Origin of the sequence: Taklimakanibacter albus, from assembly GCF_016595235.1 — a bacterium.
Lineage (GTDB): Bacteria > Pseudomonadota > Alphaproteobacteria > Rhizobiales > Aestuariivirgaceae > Taklimakanibacter > Taklimakanibacter albus.
The window spans coordinates 874,124-896,914 of the sequence record NZ_JAENHL010000006.1; the positions used below are offsets into that span (position 1 = coordinate 874,124).

23 protein-coding genes are annotated in these 22,791 nt (G+C 63.0%); 8 read left to right on the top strand and 15 right to left on the bottom strand.

Annotation, left to right across the window (positions count from 1 at the left end; genetic code table 11):
- Positions 1-3 precede the first annotated feature (3 nt).
- The 4 genes from trpD to JHL16_RS08965 form a co-directional block, all read right to left on the bottom strand.
- Positions 4-1,014, bottom strand: coding sequence for an anthranilate phosphoribosyltransferase (trpD, locus tag JHL16_RS08950; protein WP_200184989.1), 1,011 nt, complete (start codon positions 1,012-1,014; stop codon positions 4-6).
- 5 nt (positions 1,015-1,019) lie between these two features.
- Positions 1,020-1,595 carry an anthranilate synthase component II gene (locus JHL16_RS08955; RefSeq protein WP_200184496.1) on the bottom strand — a complete coding sequence of 192 codons (576 nt, stop codon included), beginning with the start codon at positions 1,593-1,595 and terminating at the stop codon, positions 1,020-1,022.
- 310 nt (positions 1,596-1,905) lie between these two features.
- Positions 1,906-3,426 (bottom strand): anthranilate synthase component I, encoded by a 1,521-nt coding sequence (gene trpE / locus JHL16_RS08960; protein WP_200184497.1) that lies wholly within the window; start codon positions 3,424-3,426, stop codon positions 1,906-1,908.
- Positions 3,427-3,463: 37 nt separating this feature from the next.
- Complete coding sequence (locus tag JHL16_RS08965; protein ID WP_200184498.1) at positions 3,464-5,353, bottom strand: peptidylprolyl isomerase; 1,890 nt, start codon at positions 5,351-5,353, stop codon at positions 3,464-3,466.
- Between the two features lie 121 nt (positions 5,354-5,474).
- On the opposite strand from JHL16_RS08965, the gene tpiA reads away from it, so the two are divergent.
- A complete protein-coding gene (gene tpiA, locus JHL16_RS08970; RefSeq protein WP_200184499.1) occupies positions 5,475-6,212 on the top strand; it encodes a triose-phosphate isomerase in 738 nt (245 codons plus the stop codon).
- Here tpiA and JHL16_RS35405 read toward each other — a convergent pair whose 3' ends face one another.
- Entirely contained in the window at positions 6,213-6,569 is a 357-nt protein-coding gene (locus JHL16_RS35405; RefSeq protein WP_348647184.1) for a LysE family translocator, read from the bottom strand.
- A gap of 17 nt (positions 6,570-6,586) precedes the next feature.
- Positions 6,587-6,838, bottom strand: coding sequence for a LysE family translocator (locus JHL16_RS35410; protein ID WP_348647185.1), 252 nt, complete (start codon positions 6,836-6,838; stop codon positions 6,587-6,589).
- 210 nt (positions 6,839-7,048) lie between these two features.
- Between JHL16_RS35410 and JHL16_RS08980 the strand changes: the two genes are divergently transcribed.
- Positions 7,049-8,179, top strand: a complete 1,131-nt coding sequence (locus JHL16_RS08980) for a helix-turn-helix transcriptional regulator (protein WP_200184500.1) — start codon at positions 7,049-7,051, stop codon at positions 8,177-8,179.
- 6 nt (positions 8,180-8,185) lie between these two features.
- On the opposite strand, the gene JHL16_RS08985 is transcribed toward JHL16_RS08980, so the two are convergent.
- Both JHL16_RS08985 and JHL16_RS08990 read right to left on the bottom strand, forming a co-directional pair.
- A complete protein-coding gene (locus tag JHL16_RS08985) occupies positions 8,186-8,497 on the bottom strand; it encodes a hypothetical protein (RefSeq protein WP_200184501.1) in 312 nt (103 codons plus the stop codon).
- A 48-nt stretch (positions 8,498-8,545) separates the two neighbouring features.
- Positions 8,546-8,821, bottom strand: coding sequence for a hypothetical protein (locus JHL16_RS08990; RefSeq protein WP_200184502.1), 276 nt, complete (start codon positions 8,819-8,821; stop codon positions 8,546-8,548).
- Positions 8,822-9,301: 480 nt separating this feature from the next.
- Here JHL16_RS08990 and secG point away from each other — a divergent pair, with 480 nt between their 5' ends.
- Both secG and JHL16_RS09000 read left to right on the top strand, forming a co-directional pair.
- Positions 9,302-9,691, top strand: a complete 390-nt coding sequence (gene secG, locus JHL16_RS08995; RefSeq protein WP_200184503.1) for a preprotein translocase subunit SecG — start codon at positions 9,302-9,304, stop codon at positions 9,689-9,691.
- Positions 9,692-9,776: 85 nt separating this feature from the next.
- On the top strand, positions 9,777-11,405 hold the full coding sequence (locus JHL16_RS09000) for a CTP synthase (RefSeq protein WP_200184504.1): 1,629 nt from the start codon (positions 9,777-9,779) through the stop codon (positions 11,403-11,405).
- An 11-nt stretch (positions 11,406-11,416) separates the two neighbouring features.
- On the opposite strand, the gene JHL16_RS09005 is transcribed toward JHL16_RS09000, so the two are convergent.
- From JHL16_RS09005 to JHL16_RS09035, 7 genes are all read right to left on the bottom strand, one after another.
- Positions 11,417-11,923: a type II RES/Xre toxin-antitoxin system toxin gene (locus tag JHL16_RS09005; protein WP_200184505.1), complete on the bottom strand. Its 507-nt coding sequence runs from the start codon at positions 11,921-11,923 to the stop codon at positions 11,417-11,419.
- Entirely contained in the window at positions 11,920-12,408 is a 489-nt protein-coding gene (gene parS, locus JHL16_RS09010) for a type II RES/Xre toxin-antitoxin system antitoxin (protein ID WP_200184506.1), read from the bottom strand. The genes JHL16_RS09005 and parS overlap by 4 nt, the downstream gene beginning before the upstream one ends.
- Before the next feature lie 90 nt (positions 12,409-12,498).
- Entirely contained in the window at positions 12,499-13,173 is a 675-nt protein-coding gene (locus JHL16_RS09015; RefSeq protein WP_246770843.1) for an SDR family oxidoreductase, read from the bottom strand.
- Positions 13,173-14,561: a GH1 family beta-glucosidase gene (locus tag JHL16_RS09020; RefSeq protein ID WP_200184507.1), complete on the bottom strand. Its 1,389-nt coding sequence runs from the start codon at positions 14,559-14,561 to the stop codon at positions 13,173-13,175. The genes JHL16_RS09015 and JHL16_RS09020 overlap by 1 nt, the downstream gene beginning before the upstream one ends.
- The gene (locus JHL16_RS09025; protein WP_200184508.1) at positions 14,542-16,173 is read right to left on the bottom strand and encodes an amino acid ABC transporter permease; all 1,632 of its coding nucleotides are present in this window, start codon (positions 16,171-16,173) and stop codon (positions 14,542-14,544) included. The genes JHL16_RS09020 and JHL16_RS09025 overlap by 20 nt, the downstream gene beginning before the upstream one ends.
- A gap of 68 nt (positions 16,174-16,241) precedes the next feature.
- A complete protein-coding gene (locus JHL16_RS09030; RefSeq protein ID WP_200184509.1) occupies positions 16,242-16,991 on the bottom strand; it encodes a transporter substrate-binding domain-containing protein in 750 nt (249 codons plus the stop codon).
- Positions 16,988-18,058, bottom strand: a complete 1,071-nt coding sequence (locus JHL16_RS09035; protein ID WP_246770844.1) for a LacI family DNA-binding transcriptional regulator — start codon at positions 18,056-18,058, stop codon at positions 16,988-16,990. The genes JHL16_RS09030 and JHL16_RS09035 overlap by 4 nt, the downstream gene beginning before the upstream one ends.
- Before the next feature lie 139 nt (positions 18,059-18,197).
- On the opposite strand from JHL16_RS09035, the gene JHL16_RS09040 reads away from it, so the two are divergent.
- From JHL16_RS09040 to kdsA, 4 genes are read left to right on the top strand one after another with little or no spacing between them, the layout of a single operon-like run.
- On the top strand, positions 18,198-20,606 hold the full coding sequence (locus JHL16_RS09040; protein WP_200184510.1) for a DUF3772 domain-containing protein: 2,409 nt from the start codon (positions 18,198-18,200) through the stop codon (positions 20,604-20,606).
- A complete protein-coding gene (locus tag JHL16_RS09045) occupies positions 20,603-21,487 on the top strand; it encodes a VOC family protein (protein WP_200184511.1) in 885 nt (294 codons plus the stop codon). The genes JHL16_RS09040 and JHL16_RS09045 overlap by 4 nt, the downstream gene beginning before the upstream one ends.
- Complete coding sequence (locus JHL16_RS09050; RefSeq protein ID WP_200184512.1) at positions 21,477-21,914, top strand: PaaI family thioesterase; 438 nt, start codon at positions 21,477-21,479, stop codon at positions 21,912-21,914. The genes JHL16_RS09045 and JHL16_RS09050 overlap by 11 nt, the downstream gene beginning before the upstream one ends.
- A complete protein-coding gene (kdsA, locus tag JHL16_RS09055; protein ID WP_200184513.1) occupies positions 21,911-22,747 on the top strand; it encodes a 3-deoxy-8-phosphooctulonate synthase in 837 nt (278 codons plus the stop codon). Before JHL16_RS09050 ends, kdsA begins: the two co-directional genes overlap by 4 nt.
- Positions 22,748-22,791: the final 44 nt, after the last annotated feature.

A 22,791-nucleotide genomic window follows, 5' to 3' on the forward strand; every position in this document is an offset into this window, starting at 1 on the left:
CTTCTATCCGTTCGACACCTTCACGAGCTTCTCCAGCACGCCGCGGGCGCCGCCGCCATCGATCGACTTCTGCGCCTGCGCCACGCCTTCCTTCAAGTCCTTGGCCTTGTCGGCGACGAGGAGAGCGGCGGCGGCCGTCATCACCGCGGCGTCGCGGAAGGCGTTTTTCTTGCCTTCCAGCACACCGCGGAGCGCTTCGGCGTTCTGCGCCGCATCGCCGCCCTTGAGATCGGCGGCCGACGAGCGGGCGATGCCGACATCTTCCGGCTTGATCTCGATCGAGGTGACCTTGCCGTTCTTCAATTCGGCGATCCAGGTCGTGCCCGAGGGCACGATCTCGTCGAAGCCGCCTTCGCCATGACAGATCCAGGCGCGTTCAGAGCCCAGATTGTTGAGCACATGAGCGAGGGGCTCGACCCAGGCCTTGGCGAAAACGCCGGTGACCTGGCGCTTGACGCCCGCCGGATTGGAGAGGGGGCCGAGCAGATTGAAGATCGTCCGCGTGCCGAGCTCGACACGCGAAGGACCGACATGTTTCATCGAGGAATGATGCGCCGGCGCGAACATGAAGCCGCAGCCGGCTTCGCCGATGCAGCGGCTGATCTGATCGGGCGTCAGGTCGATCTTGATGCCGAGCGCCATCAGCACATCGGCCGATCCCGATTTCGACGAGAGCGCCCGGTTACCGTGCTTGGCGATCTTGAGTCCGGTGCCGGCGGTGACAAAGGCTGCACAGGTCGAGATATTGTAGGAGCCCGACGCATCGCCGCCGGTGCCCACGATATCGATGGCGTCGGCGGGTGCCACGACCGGTGTCATCTTCTCGCGCATGATCTCGACGGCGCCGGTGATCTCGTCCACCGTCTCGCCGCGCACCCTGAGCGCCATCAGGAAGCCGCCGATCTGCGAGGGTGTCGCTTCACCCGACATCAGCACGTCGAAGGCGGCCCGGGCCTCCTCGCGCGTCAAAGCCTGGCCGTTGGCCGCTTTACCGATGAGGGATTTGAGGTCCATGGTCATTAAAGTGCCCCCGCTTGTTCGAGGAAGTTCTTCAATAGAGTGTGACCATGCTCGGAGGCAATGCTCTCCGGATGGAATTGCACCCCATGGATGGGCTTGGTCTTGTGCTGCAGGCCCATGATGATCCCGTCCTCGGTTTCGGCGGTGATTTCCAGACTGGCGGGCAGGCTGTCGCGCTCGACGATGAGCGAATGGTAGCGCGTCGCCGCGAAATCGTCAGGTACCGTGGCGAAGATGCCCTTGGCCTGATGACGGATCCCCGACATCTTGCCATGCATCAGCTGCGGCGCCCGGATCACCTTGCCGCCGAAAGCCTGGCCGATCGCCTGGTGGCCGAGGCAGACGCCGAGGATCGGCACCTGGTCCTGGGCCTGGGCGATGAGGTCGAGGCAGATGCCGGCCTCATTGGGCGTGCACGGGCCGGGCGACAGCACGATCGCCTTGGGCCTTGCCGACAGCACCTGGCCGACACTGATCTTGTCGTTGCGGTGCACCACCGTCTCGGCGCCGAGATCGCCGAGGAAGTGATAGAGGTTCCAGGTGAAGCTGTCGTAATTGTCGATGAGGATGATCATGAGTGATGCCTCCTCTGGTTCGATCTACCCGCATGCGCGGAGAATACCTCGCCCCGCGAAGCGGGGAGAGGGAGGGGCCCATTGCGAAGCAATGGGAAGGTGAGGGGCCGTTCTGCAATTATAAACTCTGAACCCTGCAAAAGCTCCACACCATTATCGGTATGCTGATGAATATTCTCTCTAACGCTGCGACCGGAGAGGTAACAGGGATGCCCCTCACCCTCCCGGCGCTGCGCGCCGGGCCCCTCCCTCTCCCCGCTGCGCGGGGCGAGGTGTGACGGCGGCCGATGATCAGAGGCGATGATGTTCATCATTGTCCCCTCCCGGCGCGGCCGGCGAAGCGGACCGCGTCATCGGCGGCGCGGAACAGCGCCTTGGCCTTGTTCACGCATTCGGCATGCTCGGAGGCGGGAACACTGTCGGCGACGACACCGGCGCCCGCCTGCACATACATCTTGCCGTCCTTGACGATCGCCGTGCGCAGCATGATGCAGGTATCCATGTCGCCATCGGCGGAGAAATACCCGGCACAGCCGGCATAGGCGCCGCGTTTTTCATGCTCGAGCTCGTCGATGATCTGCATGGCGCGCACCTTGGGCGCCCCCGACACGGTGCCGGCCGGGAAGCCTGCCACCAGCGCGTCGATCGCATCGTGCTTCTTGGCAAGGGTGCCTTCGACATTCGACACGATATGCATCACGTGACTGTAATATTCGAGAATGAACTGGTCGGTCACCTTGATCGAGCCGATCTCGGCGACGCGGCCGACGTCGTTGCGCCCGAGATCGAGCAGCATCAGATGCTCGGCGCGCTCCTTCGGATCGGCGAGCAGTTCGTCCGCCAGGGCACGATCCTCGCTCGGCGTTTCGCCGCGCCGCCTGGTTCCGGCGATCGGTCGAATCGTGACCTTGCCATCACGCACCCGAACCAGGATCTCAGGCGACGAGCCGATGATCGCGAAGCGATCGAAATCGAGATAATAGAGGAAGGGCGAGGGATTGACGCGTCGGAGCGAGCGGTAGAGCGAGAAGGGCGGCAAGGTGAAGTCGGATTCGAAGCGCTGCGACAGCACCACCTGGAAGATGTCGCCGGCGGCGATGAACTCCTTCGCCTTGTCCACCATGCCCATGTAATTCTGAGGGCTGGTGTTGGAGCGCGCCTCCCCGATCGCCGGTACATCGGCGCGGCCCATCATGCCATGATCGAGCGGCCGGTCGAGAGCTTCGACGACATAAGCTAGACGCTCCTCGGCGCGCGCAAAGGCGGCCTTGGCGCTGATATCGCTTTCCGGATAAACCGGTGTCACCACGGTCACATCGTCCCGCACCGAATCGAAGATCGCCATGATGGTGGGGCGGATCAGCATGCTGTCGGGAAGACCGAGCACGTCCGGATTGGGAGCGGGAAGATCTTCCATCAGCCGCACCATGTCATAGCCCATGTAACCGAAGACGCCGGCCGCCATGGGCGGCGCGTCCTGCGGCAGCTTGATGCGGCTTTCCTTGAGGAGGGCGCGCAGAGCGGGGAGCGGGTCGAGGTCGACCGCCTCGAAGGGACCGTCCGGATTGTAGAGCGCCCGGCGGTTGATCAGGGTCTTGCGGCCCTCGACCTTCCAGATGACGTCGGGCCGCATGCCGATGATGGAATAGCGCCCGCGGACGGCGCCGCCTTCGACCGACTCGAGCAGGAACGAGTAGCGCGCATTGCGGGCGAGCTTGAGCATCGCCGAGACAGGGGTTTCGAGATCCGCGACGAGGCGGGTAGAGAGAATCTGGGCTTCGCCAGAATCATAGACGCGACGGAATACGTCGAAATCGGGTGAGACTTGCATGTGAGTAGACCAAGATGAGTGTGCCTTCAGGTTGGGATCAGTTAGCGTTCGCGCCCGTGACCTGTCGCCACATCGTCTCGTCTACTTTCACACCGAGCTCGTTCTGGATATCGCCGATATAGGCCGTCGCCAGATTATTGCTGGCGCCATCGGCGAGTGCCTTGCCGATGGTTTTGGCTTCTTCGGAATTGGGGTCGTAAGTCGGGATGAGGACGGCCTGCGACTGCATGATCTTGGCGCCTTTGCCGTCGCCTTCCGGTGCATAGGCGAAGCCGTTCTCGGGAACCGCGAAGAGGGCCGACACCGCATCGGAGCCGAATTCATTCGTCGTCTCGTTGCGCTTGAGGCCCTGGACCGTTTTGATTTCAGCCTTGGCTTCGCCGGCGAGCACGTCCAGCGTCACGCCGTTGCGGGCGCGCTCGACCAGCTGCTTGGCTTTTTCGAGCGCGATTTCGCGCAGCTTCTGTGCCCTCCAGGCGGTCTCGACCTCGGTCTTGACCGTGTCGAGGGGCTTGACGGCGGAGGGCGTCACTTCGCGCACCTCGTACCAGACAAAGCCGCCCGACGGCGTCGTCAGCGCGTCGTTCTCGATGCCGGTATCGCTCTCGAAGGCCTGCTTGAGCACGCCCTCCTTGAACGGCACGTCCACATCCTTGCCGTCCTTGCCCTGGCCGCGGATGTCGACCTGCGGCGTTACGTTGAGCGGCAGCTTGACCTCTTTGGCGATGTCCTCGAACGATTTCTGCTGGGCGCGCGCATCCTCGATCGCATCATAAGTCGTCTGGACTTCGTTCCGGGCCCTTTCGAGCTGTAGACGCTGGGTGAGCTCGGTCTTGACCTCGTCCTGTGTCGACTGTTTCTCGGGGCTGATCTTGGTCACCTTGAGCAGGACGACCGACAGCTTGCCCTGGACCGGATCGCTCACCTGGTCCTGCGTCAGGCCGAAAGCGGCATCGGCGATGATCGTGTCGAATATCTTGTCCTTGCTGACCTCACCCAGCGAGGCATCGGCATCGGTGAGGCCGCGCTCCTTGGCGATGGCCATGAAGTCGGTGCCGGACGCGATCCGGTCCTTGGCCTTCTTCGCCTCGTCTATGGAGGGGAAGGGAATCTGCAGGATGGTGCGCAGCTCCGGCTTGTAATAGTCGAGCTTGTACTTCTCATAACCCGCCGTGAGCTCGGCATCGCTGATCTGGATCGTCGGCGCCAAATCTTGCGGCTCGGCCTTGATGACCGCGATCACGCGATATTCGGGGGCGGTGAATTGGGTGCTGTTCTTCTCCCAGTAGGTCTTGAGGTCCGTCTCGGTGGGGGCCGGTACGTCCTGTTCCGCCGGGCGCAGCACGAAATAGCGCGCGTCGCGCTGCTCATTGCGGTGGCGGTAGACGACTTCCTTGAGCGTGCCGGGCGGCGAGAAGTTCCAGGTCGCCGTATCGGTGACCGAGCTTCTGAGAAAGCGGTCGCGCTCGCTGGCGACGAAGCCCGCTTCCGTTAGGCCGTTCTGACGGAGAACGTCGGCGAAACGGGCGGGATCGAATACCCCTTGCGAATTGTGGAAAGCAGGATTGGCCTTGACCATGTCGACGATCTGGGCGTCGGAGATGGCGAGCTTCAGCTTCTTCGCCTCGCCGTCGAGGGCGGCGGAGCGAATCATCTCGTTCAGATAGGCGCGGTCGAGGCCGAGGACACGGGCCTGCTCCGGTGTGATGGTCTGGCCTGTCTGCTGCTGGTAGCTCCGCAACCAGCGATCATAGGCCTGAGCGAATTCAGGGCCGGATATGTCCTGGTCGCCGACGGTGGCGAGCGGTGAATTGAACCGGAAGGACATGATGTCCGGGACGCCCCATGCGCCGAAGCTCAGGACCAGGAGACCCAGGAGAACCTTGGCCATCCAGCCCTTGGCACCTTCTCGCATTTTGTCGAGCATCAATTCACCTTCTATAAGAGCGCCCTCTTGGAGCGCGCGCATAATAGGGATGAGGATCAACCCTCGCAAGCGCCGCCTCGCTCTGCTAGTAGGAATTCAGATTCTCGGGTAGGGGACTGAAATGGCTCAGAAATCACCAAAACCGCTGGTCGCCGGTAACTGGAAGATGAACGGCACGACCGCCGCCCTCAAGGAAGCCCGGCTTCTGGCCGGCATGCTGGAGGACGTCCGCCTCAGATGCGAGGTCATGATCTGTCCGCCGGCGACGCTCATCACCAGCATCAAGTCGGTGGTCAAGGGTGCCAAGATCAAGCTCGGTGGCCAGGACTGCCATTGGTACGCCCATGGCGCCCATACTGGGGATATTTCCTCGGAAATGCTCAAAGATGCGGGCTGCAGCGCGGTCATCGTCGGCCATTCCGAGCGCCGCGCCGACCATGGCGAGACCGACGAGACGGTCAGGCTCAAGGCGGAAGCGGCCTATCGGGCCGACCTCACCGCCATCATCTGCATTGGTGAGACGCTGGAGGAGCGCAAGGCCGGCCGCACCCTCGAGGTGATCGCACGCCAGCTGAAAGGCTCGCTCCCGATGAATGCGGTGCCGACCAACACCGTCGTCGCCTATGAGCCGGTCTGGGCAATCGGCACCGGCCTCACCCCGACGGTCGAGCAGGTGGCGGAGGTCCATGCCTCGATCCGCGCCAAGACCGACCCCGCCTTGCGCATTCTCTATGGCGGCTCGGTCAAGCCCGCCAATGCGGTCGAGCTGATGTCGGTCGCCAATGTGAATGGCGCGCTGGTCGGCGGCGCCAGCCTCAAGGCCGCCGACTTCATCGGCATCATCAAGGCCTATACTTGATCACAAGGATTGAGCGGCGAGCAGCACGCCGAGGCCGATCAGGATCGAGCCGGACGCCGTGAACAGCACGCGGTTGCCGCCCGTTTGGGCGAAGAGGTGGCCGCGCGCCAGGGCGGCGAGTCCGACCGCGCCCAGATCAGCCAGCGACAGCGCCAGATTGACGATCATGCCGAGGGCGAGAAACTGCGCGCCCACCGGCCAGGCCGCGGCCGGGTCGACGAATTGCGGCAGGAAGGCCACGAAGAACATTGCCGTCTTCGGATTGAGCATCTCGACGATGACGCTCTCCCGGAATGCCGCCTTGCCGTCCGGCCCAGCCTCGATCTGTGGTCCGTGGGCAGCGGAGCCGGTGAGCATGCGGATGCCAAGCCAGATCAGGTAAGCGGCGCCGGAAAATTTACGGCGACGTAAAGTCCAGGCAGATGTGTCAGAATCGCAGCAAGGCCGATGGCTGCGCCGAGAATATGAGCATAACAGCCGATATGGATGCCGAGAGCGGCCATGACTCCAACTCGGCCGCCATGCGCCACGGTCTGTGCCGTCATATAAAGAATGGCGGGACCCGGCATGACGGCGAACAGCAAGGTGGCGAAGAGAAACGGCGCCAGTTGATCGATGGGTGGCATGTGACCTCTCCAGAATGCGCAGGATTTGCCAGGAGCCGGAGAGGGGCGCCTCCTTCAAACAGAGGAGGGTATCGATGCACGCGTCGCTTTTTCAGCGTCAGGATAACTGAATCGTTAAGCTCTGGTACTATGGGGTCGTGCTATGCCAGCCGATAGTGCCGCATGCCATTTCCGTCTCAACCATACGAGATCATAAAACCTCGCGACGCGATGCCATCGCACGAGGAGCTCTCGGCGATCATCGGCCTCATCTATGACTGCGCGCTCGATCCCACCCGCTGGGATGAGGCGCTGGCGGCCTTGACGGAGATGTTCGACTGTCATGGCGCGCTGCTGGTGATCTTCGATCTTGCGCAGGGCCGCGCCGTCTTCTCCAAGTCACGCAACATCTCGTCCTATTGGTTGAGCGAGCTCGACCGCCATGCCGCCGAGCTCGCTCAATGGAAGCGGCTCTATTACACGCCCGATTGGCCGCTGGACGAGCCGCAGGCCAATTCGCGCAACATTCCAGCCGCCGTTCTGGCCGGCTCGCCCGTCAACAACGAATGGAACGCCCCGCAGGGCCTCGTCGACACGCTGCAGCTGGTGCTGATGCGCTCGCCCACGCGGCATGCCCAACTCGCCATGAGCCGGCGCCAGGAAACGGGCATCATCACCGAACGGGAAATGGCGCTTGGCCGCTTGCTTTTGCCGCATATCAGGCGTGCCGCGATGATCGGCGATGTGATCGACCTCAAGACGATCGAACGTGAGCGGGCACAGCAGACACTCAATGCTTTGAAGGCCGGGGTCGTGATGACCGACGGGCGCGGGCGGATCCTCGATGCCAACAAGACGGCGCTGGCGATGCTCAAGACGGGACGGCCCATCCATGACGTGGACGGTACGTTGTATGCCGACGATCCGGCGGCGACACTGAAACTCACCGCCACCATTGCGCGGGCGGGCGAGACGGACGCCGATCCGGGGAACAATGCGAAAGCGGTGCGGTTGACCCGTCCCGGTGATCCGCCGGTGCTGGCACATGTCCTGCCGCTCGAACGCGGCGACATGCGTGCGAACCTCCATCCAGGTGCCAAGGTGGCGATTTTCATCGGCCCGGTGTCGGGCGCCGCGCAAGGGGCAGAGGCCACGGCGGTGGCTTTTGATCTTTCGCCCATGGAGACGCGCCTGCTCGACGGACTCTTGCAGGGGCAGAAGCTCGCGGCTGCCGCCGAAAAGCTCGGCATCGCCGAAACGACGGCGCGCACTCATCTCGGCAATATTTTCGGCAAGACCGGGGTATCGCGCCAGAGCGACCTCGTGCGCCTCGCGGGCGAAATGGCCGCCGCGGTCGCCTAGTGCTTCCTAAGCCGGCCGGCTTTGAAGATGTGCGGCAACGACTGAGGCGAGATCCGCAAGGCCCAGATCATTGAACCGGCCGCATTCCTCGTAAGGAGGGCCGATGTCGGTTGCTGCCCGGCGCTCCAGGATGGCTGTGTAGCTTGGAGAGGCCCCATCGCCACAGGCGATATAGACGAGATGGGTCGGATCCGTGGGATGCACTATGCCTACCGCCCGAAGATCACCCTCCCAGTGGTCGGCGAGCTGGAAATAGCCGTTTCCAAGCTGGCGACGCAAATAGTCCAGCGCGCTCACGATCGCAGTATTCTTGTGCATAGGCATTCTCCAATACCGATAATGCCCGTGTTTAGCGCGCTCCGACGCTCAGCTCTTGAGCGGCGGCAGGGGCTCGGGAACCTGCAAGGCCTTCTGCAGGGTCGTCATCGCGTCATAGAGATCCTGGAACTCCCGCGGACTGAGCTCGGCGTGTTTGTAATTCGTCTTGGCGACCAGACCGAGGACGACATATCTTTCCCGGGTTATCTTATCGCGCTTGAGGCGCATGGTGACGCGTGTGCTGCCGTCATCGGCCGGGACATCTTTGCGTTGCAGGATCTCGCCACTGAAAGCACGTTTAAGCGAATTGAAGAAGCCGGCCATTCCAAAACACGTCCCGAAGCGATTCCAGATTTTGTCATACACATAGACACTGTACGCCGGCAGCGGCATATGCCGGGGGACTTATTCACTTTTATGTTTGTTCCTAGATCACGATCACTTTAGGTCGGATCGACCTAAAGTGATAATCGTGATCGGAATCTTATAGTTGGCGCGTGAGCGGACGGAAAACCGGTGCTCACTTTTCCTGATCACGCGCTAGGTGCTTAACCCGTCTTGATGTGGGCCGCTGTGCTCGACACGCTTAGGCTGTCACGCCCCGGATGAAGGTGAATGAAGACGCGAAATGAGCATTCTGATCTAACTACATGCATCTTATGCGGTTTTTCTGATATTTCGAGTGCGTGGAAAAGCGCCGTGGAGAAGCTGGATTGGCCCTAGCCCCCGGCGGCTTGCCTGAGGGTTGCCTCGACCCCATATCCGCGCTAGACGCTGCCCGGAATTTCCAGATCGGACCCGAAGATGCAAACCGTCCTGCTTGTCGCTCATCTCATCATTGCCTTGGCGCTGATCGCCGTGGTGCTCTTGCAGCGCTCGGAAGGCGGCGCCCTGGGCATCGGCGGTGGTGGCGGCGGATCGCTGTTCTCGGCGCGCGGCGTGGGCAACACGCTGACCCGCACGACAGCCATTCTGGCGGTGGCCTTCTTCATCACCTCGATCGGTCTGACCTTGCTCTCGCGCCATACCGGCGGCGGATCGCTCTTCAATAACCCGACGACGCAGCAGAACCAGACGGCGCCCGGCGACAGCGGCCTGCCGCAACTGCCGCCCGCCGGTCAGAATCAGAACCAGCAGGGCGGTGGCACCGGCGGCGGTGGCACTGGTCAGCCGCAGGTTCCTGTTTCACAGTAGTAATGTTTCACAAGTTTCCACAGAAGCCCGGACCCCAAAAATCCGGGCTTCGAATCGTTTGAATGAGAGGTTAGATTAGGGGCCCATGGCGCGGTACATCTTCATCACCGGCGGCGTGGTCTCCTCCCTCGGCAAGGGTCTGGCTTCGGCAGCGCTCGGCGCACTCCTTCAGGCGCGTGGATTTTCCGTGCGCCTGCGCAAGCTCGATCCCTATCTCAATGTCGATCCGGGGACCATGAGCCCCTATCAGCACGGCGAAGTCTTCGTCACCGATGACGGTGCCGAGACCGACCTCGATCTCGGCCACTATGAGCGCTTCACCGGGCGCTCGGCGAACCGGCAGGACAACATCACCACCGGACGCATCTATCAGGACATCATCGCCAAGGAACGGCGCGGTGATTATCTGGGCGCCACCGTCCAGGTCATCCCGCATGTGACGGACGCCATCAAGGAGTTCGTCACCACCGGCAATGAGGGCTATGACTTCGTCCTCGTCGAGATCGGCGGCACCGTCGGCGACATCGAAGGCCTGCCGTTCTTCGAAGCCATCCGCCAGCTCAGCAACGAATTGCCGCGCGGCCAGACCATCTTCATCCACCTGACCTTGCTGCCCTTCATTCCGACGGCGGGCGAGCTCAAGACCAAGCCGACCCAGCATTCCGTAAAGGAACTGCGCTCGATCGGCATCCAGCCCGACATTCTCCTGTGCCGCGCCGACCGCGAGATTCCGGTCAATGAGCGCCGCAAGATCGCGCTGTTCTGTAATGTGCGCCCCTCGGCGGTGATCCAGGCGCTCGACGTGAAGAGCATTTACGACGTGCCGCGCGCGTATCATGCCGAAGGCCTCGACAAGGAAGTGCTCGACGCTTTCGGCATCACCACCGCGCCCGAGCCCGACCTCACGCGCTGGAAGACGGTGATGGACCGCATCACCAATCCGGAGGGCGAGGTGAAGATCGCGGTGGTCGGCAAATATACCGGCCTTCTCGATGCCTATAAGTCGCTCAACGAAGCCCTGGTCCATGGCGGCGTCGCCAACAAGGTCAAGGTCAAGCTCGAATGGATCGAATCCGAGATCTTCGAGAAGGAAGACCCCGCACCCTATCTCGAAGGCGTGCATGGCATATTGGTGCCGGGCGGCTTCGGCGAGCGGGGCTCTGAGGGCAAGATCAAGGCCGCCACTTTCGCGCGTACCCGCAATGTGCCGTATTTCGGTATCTGCTTCGGCATGCAGATGGCCTGCATCGAAGCGGCGCGCAGCCTGTGCGGCGTCACCAATGCGAGCTCGACAGAGTTCGGCGAGACCAAAGAACCGGTGGTCGGCACCATGACCGAATGGATGAAGGGCAATGAGCTCGAAATCCGCCGGGCAGGGGGCGATCTCGGTGGCACGATGCGGCTCGGCGCCTTTGAGGCGTCGCTCAAAGCGGGCAGCAAGATCGCCGGGATTTATGGCGATACACGCATCTCGGAGCGTCACCGCCACCGTTATGAGGTGAACACCGCCTATCGCGAGATGCTCGAAAAGGCCGGCATGCTGTTCTCCGGCATGTCGCCCGACGGGCTGCTGCCGGAAACCATCGAATATCCGGATCACCCGTGGTTCATCGGCGTCCAGTATCACCCGGAGCTGAAGTCACGACCCTTCGAGCCGCATCCGCTGTTCGCATCCTTCATCGCCGCCGCCGTCGAGCAGAGCCGTCTGGTCTGAGAGGCCGAGCCTCAGGCTCTTGCCGGATACAGTCGCGTATCGAGGGCGAAGTTCTCCTGGAAGCGTTTCTCCAAATGACCGCTCATTTGGTTGGGATCGAACACCAGATTCCAACTGTGGCGTGACACGACGCTGGGGATCAGAAAACATCCATGGCGCGCGAGCAGGGCGTCCCCGAACTGTTGTTGCCCCGCGCTAGGAATACCGGGCGCCAGCCAATTGGCGTTGGGAATATCGGCGGTGTTCACGAGATGGATTGGCGAAGGGGCGATGATGGTAAAGGAGGTGAGCATATGGGGAACGGTGTCGAGTATGCCGAACCCCTTATGGACGGCAACTTCGAGAATGGCCGGCGCCGGATCGATCGAGGCATAGACCGCCCGCACGCCCTTGCTGCTCCATCGCCCGCCATACCTGGAGGATCCTTCGCCGCTATCCCAGGTCGACGCAAATTGCTTATCGTCGAGTCTCCAGCCGATGATCTCGCCTCTGCTCAGCGGACCGGGAGGAGACGTCACGTATAGACGCCGTAGTGGATGCGTCCCAGAAACTCCTGCACCAGCTCGCGACCGGCGGCAGTGGCGAGCAGATCAATCGGCCTCTGTCTGTCCAGGCCCATGGCCGGCTGGACCATCCACTTTTCCGCTTCTTCCTGGGAGCCGAAAACGACTGCAGCCCTGGCGAGGATGCGCGCGAAACTCCAGGCTCGCGAGCTTTGCTCCGGGCTGAGTGCGCCAGAACGGTCAGCCTTATGCCGCTGAAAGGTGCGCTCGCTCATGCCGAGGCCCTTCTCGAAAGCATCGCTGGTGTCGATGATGGTGAGATGGGTGACGAACACTTCCAGCGCCGCGCTCGGGAGGCCCTTGAGGATCATGTCATGGGCCTCGATTGGACTGGACACGCGGCGCTTGAGCACCTTTGGTCCACCGAACAGCTCCGTAAGCTGATCGAACTCGCTGACGGGGCCGGCGGATTCCGCAAACCCGGTGGCATGGTCGGCCATTTATCTCTCCGCGGACATGTGTCGCGCTTTTTGCGACGCCTGTCGTGTGGAGTCAATTCCTGGAACTTAACTATTTGATTTAATATGCTTTTACCAGCTGATGCGGGTTCCTTCAAAACTGAAGAAACATCCACTGTCTCTGGGGCGGGCGGCATGGATGCGGGAGCGCAGGCCCTGCGCGCTTTGCGCCAACGGCACCTCCGCCTCGGGTCCGCCCATATCGGTCTTCACCCAGCCCGGATGCAGCGCCAGGAAGATGAGCCCGAAGTCGAAAGCGAGCTTGGCGGTCGCGATATTGAGCGCCGCCTTGGAGCAGCGATAGGCGTAATCGCCGTCGGCGTCGAGGCCTTCCGCCACCGAGCCGGCGCGGCTGCTGATATTGGCGACGATGCGCCGCTGGCCGCGCTCGAGATGCGCGCGGAAGGCCTTCACCATGAGGAGCGGGCCCAGCGTGTTGACCCTGATCGTCGCGAGAAAATCCTCCGTGGACAGAGTGTCGAGGCCACCCGTATCGCCGCGCCGGGCGGCATTGTTGATCAGGATGTCGACCGCCTCGGTCTGGAGATCGCGCGCGAGCGTGGCGATGCTGTCTTCATTGCCTGTATCGAGTGCCAGCCAGGTGACGTCGCCGGCGACCGGAGGAGGCTCGCCGGGGCCGCGCGAGCAGGCGAGCACGCGGCAGCCCGCCGCCGCATATTGCCGGGCGAGCTCGAGGCCCAGGCCGCGATTGGCGCCGGTGATCAGGACTGTTTCCTTCCTCATCATCAGCCGTCGGCATTGCCGCGTGCGATCGTGGCATAGATCTCGCCGCTGAATTTGATCCGCCGCTCCTGGGTGACGAAATCGACATGCGCCAGGCCGAAGGGCGTCGAATAGCCATAGGCCCATTCGAAATTGTCCATCAGCGTCCAGGCGAAATAGCCCTTCACCGGCACGCCGCGCCGCATGGCGCGCGCCATATGATCGAGGTGATCGATATGATATTCGGCGCGCTCCACATCATGGATGGCGCCGTCGGGAGTCACCGGCTCGGGCCGCGTCGCGAAGCCGTTCTCCGAAATGTAGATCGCCTTGGGCGCGTAGTGTTCATGCACATAAAGCAGCACGTCTTCGATCGATGGCGGCCAGACCTCGTAATTCACGGCAGAATAGCGCCCGGGCGGATTGACGCGCGCGAAGTTCAAGGGCGGCAATTCGGTGCCGCCGGCCATGATCGAGCGGCGATAGATGTTGACGCCCAGATAATCGAGCGGAGCCGCGATGATGGTGTTGTCGTCGGAACGGATATCCGGCAGCAGATCGCGGCATAGATCGAGCATGGATTGTGGGTAGTGGCCTTTGAATACCGCATCGAGGAACCAGCGGTTCTGCGCGTCCTCGAAATGTTTGGCCGCCGCCTGGTCGGCGGCCTTGTCGGAGGCCGCCGTCACCGTGTTGAGGTCGAGCACGATGCCGACATCGGCATTGCCGACATTCCCGCGGATCGCCGGCACCGCAAGGCCATGGGCGAGGAGGGCGTGATGGCTGGCGGCGAGGCCGCCTTTGGCGCCGTCCTTCAGCCCGGGCGCATCCTCGCCCGTCGCATACCCGCTCCAGCAGAAGGTCCACGGCTCGTTCAGCGTCGTCCAATTCTGGACGCGATCGGAGAGGGCATTGCTCACCAGATCGGCATAGTCGGCGAAGCGATAGGCCGTATCGCGGTTGTACCAGCCGCCTTTGTCCTGAAGCGCCTGCGGCAGGTCCCAGTGATAGAGGGTGAGGAAGGGGCGGATGCCCGCCTCGGCGAGGCCATCGATCAGCCGCTTGTAGAAATCGAGACCGGTCGCATTCGCCTTGCCGGTGCCACCGGGCTGGATGCGCGACCAGGCCAGCGAGAAGCGATACGCGCCGAGCCCCAGCTCCCGCATGAGCCGGATATCCTCCGGCCAGCGGTGATAGTGGTCGCAGGCGACATCGCCGGTGCTGGCGTCGCTGATGACGCCGGGCGTGTGGGAGAAGCGGTCCCAGATGCTTTCGCCCTTGCCGTCCGCTTTGGGCGCACCCTCGATCTGATAGGCGGCGGTGGCGGCGCCGAACAGGAAAGGCCCCGGCACGCGCAATTCCTCGGCGCGCGCCATGAGCCGTTCCATGTCCTCAGCGGTGTTTGACATCATATTTCCTCTCGATGGATGTGATCAGGCTGGCCGCGGCAAGAGTGAGCAGTACATAGAAGACCGCGGCGGAATTGTAAGGAGCGAAAGGCAGGAAGCTCGCCGACTGGAACTCGCGCATGCGTTGCGTGATGTCGCGGATCGACAGGATCGACAATAGCGACGTGTCCTTGAGAATGGCGATGAATTCGTTGCCGAGCGGCGGAATGATGACGCGGAAGGCCTGCGGGATGATCACCAGCCGTGCGGTGGTCCAGCGGCTCAAGCCCAGACTGCGCGCCGCCTCGATCTGCCCGGCGGGCACCGCCTTGAGGCCGGCGCGGAAGATCTCAGCCAGATAGGCCGAATAAGCGAGCGCCATGGCGGCGATGCCGCGCAGGAGATTGGGCGGATCGACGAAGCCGCCGGTCCCGTCCTTGATGGCGCCGCTGAGCGGCAGGCCGACATAGAGGACGATCACCAGCATGGGAATGCCGCGCAAGGTGTCGATGATGAACTCGGCGCCGATGGCGAGCGGATGGCGGTGATGCAGGAAGCCGCCGAAAGTGAGAAGGGCGGTGACGACCGCCGCGATGGCGAAGGCGGTGCCGGCGGTTTTATTGCGATCGGGGAGCGAGGCCGTCTGCCAGAGCGTGGCGGCGCCCGCTTCGAGAGCGGTCGCCGGGACGAGAGCGGCGCTCACATCCTGGCCTTGCGCGACCGCCTTCAGCGCCGCTTCGGCGGTGGCAAAGGTTTTCAGCGGCAGCTCGTCGACCTGCGGCGCGCCGGGAAACTGGGCGAAGCGCACCTGCTCGATGAGGCCGCGCGGGGTGTTCTGGATGACCGCCACCTTGCCGGCGAGCGTGCCGGTGAGGCTGTAGGCAATGGCCGGCTGCAGGAACTGCCAGGCCGCGCCCAAAACGAAGAACGCCGCGATGGCCGGAAACACATAGAAGCTGCGCCGTACGAGCTGCAACTGCAGCATCATGACCCAGCCGAGGCCGAGCAGGATCGCCAGGATGTAAGCCAGGACGGCGGCACGGATCGAGGTCGCGAGTCCCGCCGCGAAACCCAGATAGGCGAAGAGGAGGAGATAGAGCAGGCCCGCGCCATTGAGGGCAGTCAGCCCCCAGAAGGCAGCGCGGCGCAAACTTTCGGAGGCGCGGCTGAAAGTGAGCGCGAAACCGGCGAGCGACAGGAGCGCATAGGTGAGAAAACCATGTTGGGCGATCTGAGCGACGGCGGCGAGGGCCGTCTCGGTCAAGCGGCGCGGCGTCTCGCCCCTGACCACGATATCGGAGATGAAGGGATCGACGCTGTTGGCGACGATGGAGGCAAGGAACGGCAGGGCCGTCGCCGTCACGGCGAGCCAGGCGGAAAGGACGAGATTGAGACCCGCAAGCACGAGGCTGGCTTGTGGCCGGGAGCGATGCCAGTAAAGCGCGGCGAGTCCGGAGGCGAAGGCCAGCAGCAGCAGGACGAAGCCCGGCAGCAGGAGCGACGCGCCATGCTCGATGCCGAGAATGGCGGCGAGCGAGCGGCGGTAATCGGGCGACGCGGCGAAGATATAGATGATGAAGGGCAGCGCCGAGAGGATGATGAGATTGCTCGGCCGCAGTTTCCGCAGGAACCGCATGATGATGTCCTCGCGTGATGGTGGGCCGGCGGTCCGTATCACCCGCCGGCCGAAAGCCGTTCAGGTCACTATTTCTTGACGCCCCAATATTTGTCGATGAGCGCCGCGAGCGTGCCGTCATCCTTGATCGCCTTCAGGCCTTCATTGAAAGCGGCGACATGTTCGTCGCCCTTGCGGAACACGAGGCCCAGGGGATCGGACTGCAGATCTTTTATGCCGACCACCAGCTCGCCGGCGAATTCCTTTTCATAGGCCGCGCCATTGGCGCCGTTGATGACGACACCGTCGACATCCTTGTTCTTCAGGGCGAGAATGGCGGCGCTGAATGTGTCATAGGCGGCGACCTTGTCCTTGCCGACCAGTGTTTCGGCGAGCTGGGCGTCGGTGGTGTTGGCCTGGGCGGAGAGTTTCTTGCCGTTGTTCTTGAAGTCGTCGACCGTCAGGCCCTGATCGGCGACGCGCATCAGAATGGCCTGGCTGTTGACGATATAGGGATCGGTGAAGTCCATCGCCTTCTTGCGCTCATCGGTGATCGACACGCCGGAGGCCACGAGATCGAAATTGCCCTGGTCGAGCGCGGCGAAGATGCCGTCCCAGCCGGTGGTGACGAATTCAGCCTTGCAGTTGAGCTTGGCGCAGATGGCGTTCACCACATCGACGTCGAAGCCGACGATCTGGCCGCTCGCCTGGTCGACATATTCCATCGGCGGCGATGTCGTGTCGGAGCCGACTTTGAGTGTCTTGCCGCCGAGATCGGCGGCCTGGACCGGGCCCGCGAGCACTAAAGCGGCGAGCACGGCGAACAGATATTTCTTCATGGCGTTCCTCTCTGTTGTTGGTTTGCCTGCCGGACCACGAGATCCGGCCGGTAGAGTTCCTGCAACGCCGCCGGTTCTTCGCCGGCGATGCGGCGCAGGAAGAATTCCCCGAGCTTGCGGCCGAGCCGCTCGATCGGGAGATAGAAGGTGGTCAAGGGCGGCGCGAAATAGGCGCTGACATTGATGTCGTCGTAAGCGATGACATCGACGTCGCGCCCGGCCGCGAGGCCCAATTCGGCAAGTCCCGCCAGCACGCCGAGCGTCGTCGCCTCGTTGACGCAGATGAAGCCGGTCGGCGGATCCGGTATATGGCGCAAGTGGAGCACGCTCTCCTTGCCGAAACGCGTGGAGAGGCCGCCGGCCGCGATGAGGTCATCGCAGGGCGTAATGCCCGCTTGAACGAAGGCGCGGTGAAAGCCATCGATACGGTCCATCGCGTAGGACAGCCGGCCGTCGGGATTGATGAGGGCGATGCGCCGATGGCCGCCGGCGATCAGCCGCTCTGTCGCGGCATAAGCGGCCCAGTCATTGTCGACATCGACATGCGCATAGGCGAGGGGCTTGCGGCAGCGGCCGAGAGCGACGAACGGGAAGTTGCGCTCGACCAGGAAGTCGATGCGCGGATCCTCGGCGAGGATGCCGGAGAAAATGAGGCCGTCGGCGAGGCCGGCATCGACGATGCGCTGGGCTGCGAGACGCCCATCCTCGGCATCGCGGATGACATGGATGGAAATGCGATAGTCCGATCCCTCGAGCGCCTGGCTGATGCCGCTCAGGATCTGGGTATATTCGACGCCGTCCCATTCGAAGCCTTCGGCAACGGTAACCGGCATCAGCACGGCGGCCTGGAATGTTTTGCCGGCGCGCAGTGATACGCCGCGCATATTGGCCTGGTAGCCCGCCTTGAGGGCCGCCTCGCGGATGCGTTCCTTGGTTTCAGCCGTGACGACGGGGGAATCCCGGAGCGCCTTGGAGATGGTGGCAATGGAATAGCCGGTCGTCTGCGCCAGGGTCTTCACCGTGGGGCGCTGAGTGGCCATCTGCGATTGCGGCTTCTTGGGATTCATCTCCGGCTTTCCACCCGGGCCGTCCTGCCGCAATCTGGTACAACATAATAAAAACGTTTTCAATAAGGGTTTTTGCTTGAAGCCAAACGATACCAGGAGGCGTCTGGCGCGCCGTGCCGGGCGGCGGTAAAACCGCGCCATGAGTCTGATCGATCACCGTTTCCGCTATGCCCTTACCGTTTTCTGCGGCTTCCTCGTCCTGGCGCTCCAGGCCTTCGCCTTCGATCAGGCGATCCTCGGCCAGGCGGAGCGCGCCGCTGTTTCGCTGCGCCAGGATCTGACGCGCATCCAGAGCGAGCTGGTACTGCCGACGCTGACGGCCGACCAACTGACCGGATACCGGCGTCAGCTCGACGATATCCGCGCCAATGCGGTGCGGATGTCCGAGAGCCTGAAAGGGCCCTTCGCCGAGGTCGATCAGCAATTGAAGAGCCTCGGCCCGGCGCCCACCGACGGCAGCACCGAGCAGCCGACGATCGCCGACCGCCGCACCGATCTCGAGACCAGCCTCAATCGCATCAAGGCGGCGCAGGCGCAGCTCGATCTCATCGCGGTCGAGACAGATCAGCTGATCGATCGCACCACGCAATTGCAGCGCGACCAGTTCTTGAGCCGGCTGCTCGAAAAATCGAAGTCGATCCTCAATCCGGCGCTCTGGCTCGATGGACTCCTGGCCACCGGTCTTTTCTTCACCCGCTTGAACCAACTCCTGGTCAACTGGTGGAACGAGGCCTCGCGCACCGGCGATTTGATCGTCCTCGTCATCATGCCGATGTTCCTGGTGGCGTTGTTTTATCTCTATCGCGCCATTCGTGGCTGGTTCACCCGCCGCTTCGGCGCCGGAGCGCATGGGGCACGCCGTCCGCCTGACGATACCGACCGCCTTTGGCGCATCGTGCGCGGCGTGCTGTTTACGGCGGTGATCGGCACCGCGCTCATCGTCGCGACCTTCCTCGCTTTCCAGCTGGCCGGTATTTTCACCGCCCGTTTCGAGCAGCTCTTTTCAGCCCTCGTCGATCTGCTCTATTTCCCGGCCGTGCTGAGCGCATTGGCCTATCGGCTCGCGGCGCCTACCAATCCGGCCTACCGGGTGATCAATCTGGACGACAGGTCGGCTGGCCAGTTCGCGCTGCTGGCGAGCCTTGCCGCGCTGCTGTCGCAAGGCAAGAACTTCTTCACCGAGCTGTCGGGTGTGTTCTATCTGCCGGTCACCTTCACGGTGGCGCAGGGAGCCACGGTCTCGATCGCGCTGATCGTCGTCATCGCGATGATCCTCATCGTGGCGCGCAGCCAGGAAGGGCTGCCCAAGACGGCCCATGGCGGTGATGTCTATTTCCAATGGGCGAGCAAATTCGGTCCGCTGATCTGGCTGCTGCTGGTGATCGCGACCATTGCGCTGTGTCTCGGCTATATCGCGCTTGCCGGCTTCATCACAGAGCAGATCGTCGACACGGCCATTATCGTCATCACCTTGCTGCTCGTCCATCATCTGACCGACGCGCTGGTGGTGTCGGGCCTCGATAGCGGCTCGGGATTCGGCCGTTTCCTGCGCAATCTCACCGGGCTCGGCGATCGCGGCGTCGCGCGGCTGAGCACGCTGTTCCGCACTTTCATTGACCTGGCGCTGGTCCTGGTCGGCCTGCCGCTGCTCTTCGTGAGCTGGGCGGTGACCTGGGTCAGCTTCTCGAGCCTGATCGATCGTGCCTTCGATACGTTCAAGGTCGGCGACCTCAGCTTCTCGCTTTCGAGCGTGGCGCTGATCATCGCCATCCTGGCCTGCGGCTTCATTCTCACGAAGCTCATCACCCGCTGGCTCAATTCGCGCGTTCTGTCGCAAACCCAGATCGACAGCGGTGTCCGCGACTCGGTCGTGAAGGGCGCCAATTACGCGGGTTATGTCGCCGCCGCTGGCTTCGCGCTCTCCGCCGCCGGCCTCGACTTCTCCAATCTCGCCATCATCGCCGGCGCGCTCGGCGTCGGTATCGGTTTCGGTCTCCAGTCGATCGTCAACAACTTCCTGTCGGGCCTCATCCTCTTGGCCGAGCGCCCGGTGCGGGCGGGCGACTGGGTCGACGTCAAGGGCTCGGAAGGCATCATCAAGCAGATCAATGTGCGCTCGACCGAGATCCAGACCTTCGACAATTGCACGATCATCGTGCCGAATTCGCTCCTGATCACCGAGCCGGTGAAGAACTGGACGCATCGCGATACGATCGGCCGCTTCGTCGTGACCGTATCCGCCTCGCTCAGCGCCGATCCGGTCCTCGTGCGCGACATCATCCTCAAAGCCGCCAAGGATCACGCGCTGGTGCTCTATCATCCCGAACCCAACATCACGCTCAGGGACTTCGGCCAGAACGGCTATGTCTTCGACCTCAAGGCCTATGTCGGCGACATCATGAGCGGCGCCGCGGTCGCGAGCGACATCCGTTTCTCCATCCTGGCGGCCTTCCAGGAAAACGGCATCCAGCTGCCGCGCGCCTTCCCGGATGTGAAGGTGGGCGAAGGCGATGCGCGGCTGCCCGGCGCGAAACCGGCCAAGGCATGAAGGGCATCGACCATCTGGTGCTCTGCGGGCGCGATCAAGCTGCGATGCGCGACAACTACGCGTCTCTGGGGTTCACGCTGACGCCTGAGGCGCGCCATCCCTTCGGCACCGGCAACAGCCTGATCCAGCTCGAAGGCTGTTTCCTCGAATTGCTGAGCGTCTTCGAGCCGGAGAAGATCATCCCGGCCGGGGCAGGGCAGTTTTCCTTTGGCGCATTCAACCGCGATTTTCTCGCGCGCGGCGAGGGCATGTCGATGCTGGTGCTCGATTCCACCGATGCACGCGCCGATGTGGCGGCGTTCCGGGCGCGAGGGCTTACGACATATGAGCCTTTCGATTTCCAGCGCAAGGCGAAGCTGCCCGACGGACGGGAAGTCACGGTCGGCTTCTCGCTCGCTTTCGCGACCGACCCCGCTCTGCCGGGCCTCGCCTTCTTCACCTGCCAGCAACACGCGCCGGAGCATTTCTGGAAGCCGCACTATCAGCGCCACGCCAACCGCGCCTTGACCATTCTCGATGTCAGCCTCGTGGCTGATCAGCCACAGGATCACGCGGCCTTCCTGTCCGCCTTCACCGGCTTCGCGCCTGAGACCATTCCGGGCGGCATCACGTTCAGAACGGCGCGCGGCAATATCAGCTGCATCTCGGCCGAACGTTTCGCCGAGAATTTTGGGCGTGAGCCCGACAGGAGCAAGGGGCCGCATTTCGCCGGCTTCACCGTCGGGGTGCGCCGGATCGCGCGGCTCGAAGAGGCCATCAATGCGCCGCACTACGCCTTGCGGAAGGAAGGGGCGCATCGTGCCGTGCTGTCTCTTGACGTAAACGGCAGTGCCCTTGCCTTTTTCGCTTTGAACCGGCAAGACGATGAAGATGAGCGATGATGGTAAAATATTGACGCAACGGGAAGAAATCGAACGCTGGTGGCGCGGCGCCGGTTCACCCTTGAACGAACTTCTCGACATGCGCCTGGTGAGCCTGGGCAATGGCGAGGCGACCTTCGAAGCGATGCCATCGGAACGTTTCTATAATCCGCAGAAGCGCTGCCACGGCGGCTACGCCGCCACCATGCTCGACAGCGCCATGGGCTGCGCCATCTTTTCGAAGCTCGGCAAGGAAGCCAATTTCGGCACCATCGAACTGAAGGTCAATTATGTGCGCGGCATCTTCGCCGAAACAGGGCGCTTGACCTGCACCGGTAAAGTCATTCATTTCGGTCGGCGCGTTCAGACCGCCGAAGCCCGCATCACCGATGCGGCCGGCAAGCTCTATGCGCACGGGTCCGGCACTTTTATGGTCTATAGCGAATGAAACCGAACACCACCGTCCAGATCGGCAAGCTCAAGATCGGCAACCAGCTGCCGCTCACCGTGATCGCCGGGCCCTGCCAGCTCGAAAGCCGCGAGCATGCTTTCATGATGGCGGGCAAGCTCAAGGAAATTGCCGGCCGGCTCGGCCTCGGCCTCGTCTACAAGTCGTCCTTCGACAAGGCGAACCGCACCAGCCTCTCGGGCCGGCGTGGCCTCGGCCTCGAAAAGGCGCTTGCCGTCTTCGCCGACATCCGCAAGGAATTCGATCTGCCGGTCCTTACCGACGTCCATGAAAATCATCAGTGTGCGGAGCTTGCGCCGGTGGTCGACGTCCTCCAGATTCCGGCCTTCCTGTCGCGCCAGACCGATCTCCTCATCGCCGCCGCCAAGACCGGCCGGGTGGTGAATGTGAAGAAGGGCCAGTTCCTGGCGCCCTGGGACATGAAGAATGTCGCGGCCAAGGTGCTCGACAGCGGCAATCCCAATGTCATCCTGACCGAGCGCGGCGCCTCCTTCGGCTACAACACGCTGGTGAGCGACATGCGCTCCTTGCCGATCATGGCCGAGACCGGCTGTCCGGTCGTGTTCGACGCCACCCATTCGGTGCAGCAGCCGGGTGGTCAGGGCACGTCTTCGGGCGGCGACCGCCGCTTCGTGCCGGTGCTCGCCAAGGCCGCCGTCGCCGTCGGTGTGGCCGGGGTCTTCATCGAGACTCACGAGGATCCCGACAATGCGCCGTCCGACGGCCCCAACATGGTGCCACTCGACAAGCTCGAGGCGCTGCTGAGCGCACTCCTGGCGCATGACCGAATCGCCAAGGCGGAAGCAGTCTGACAACGAGCCTCTCGCCCTGATCCGGTTGTGCGAGTAGTGTCCGG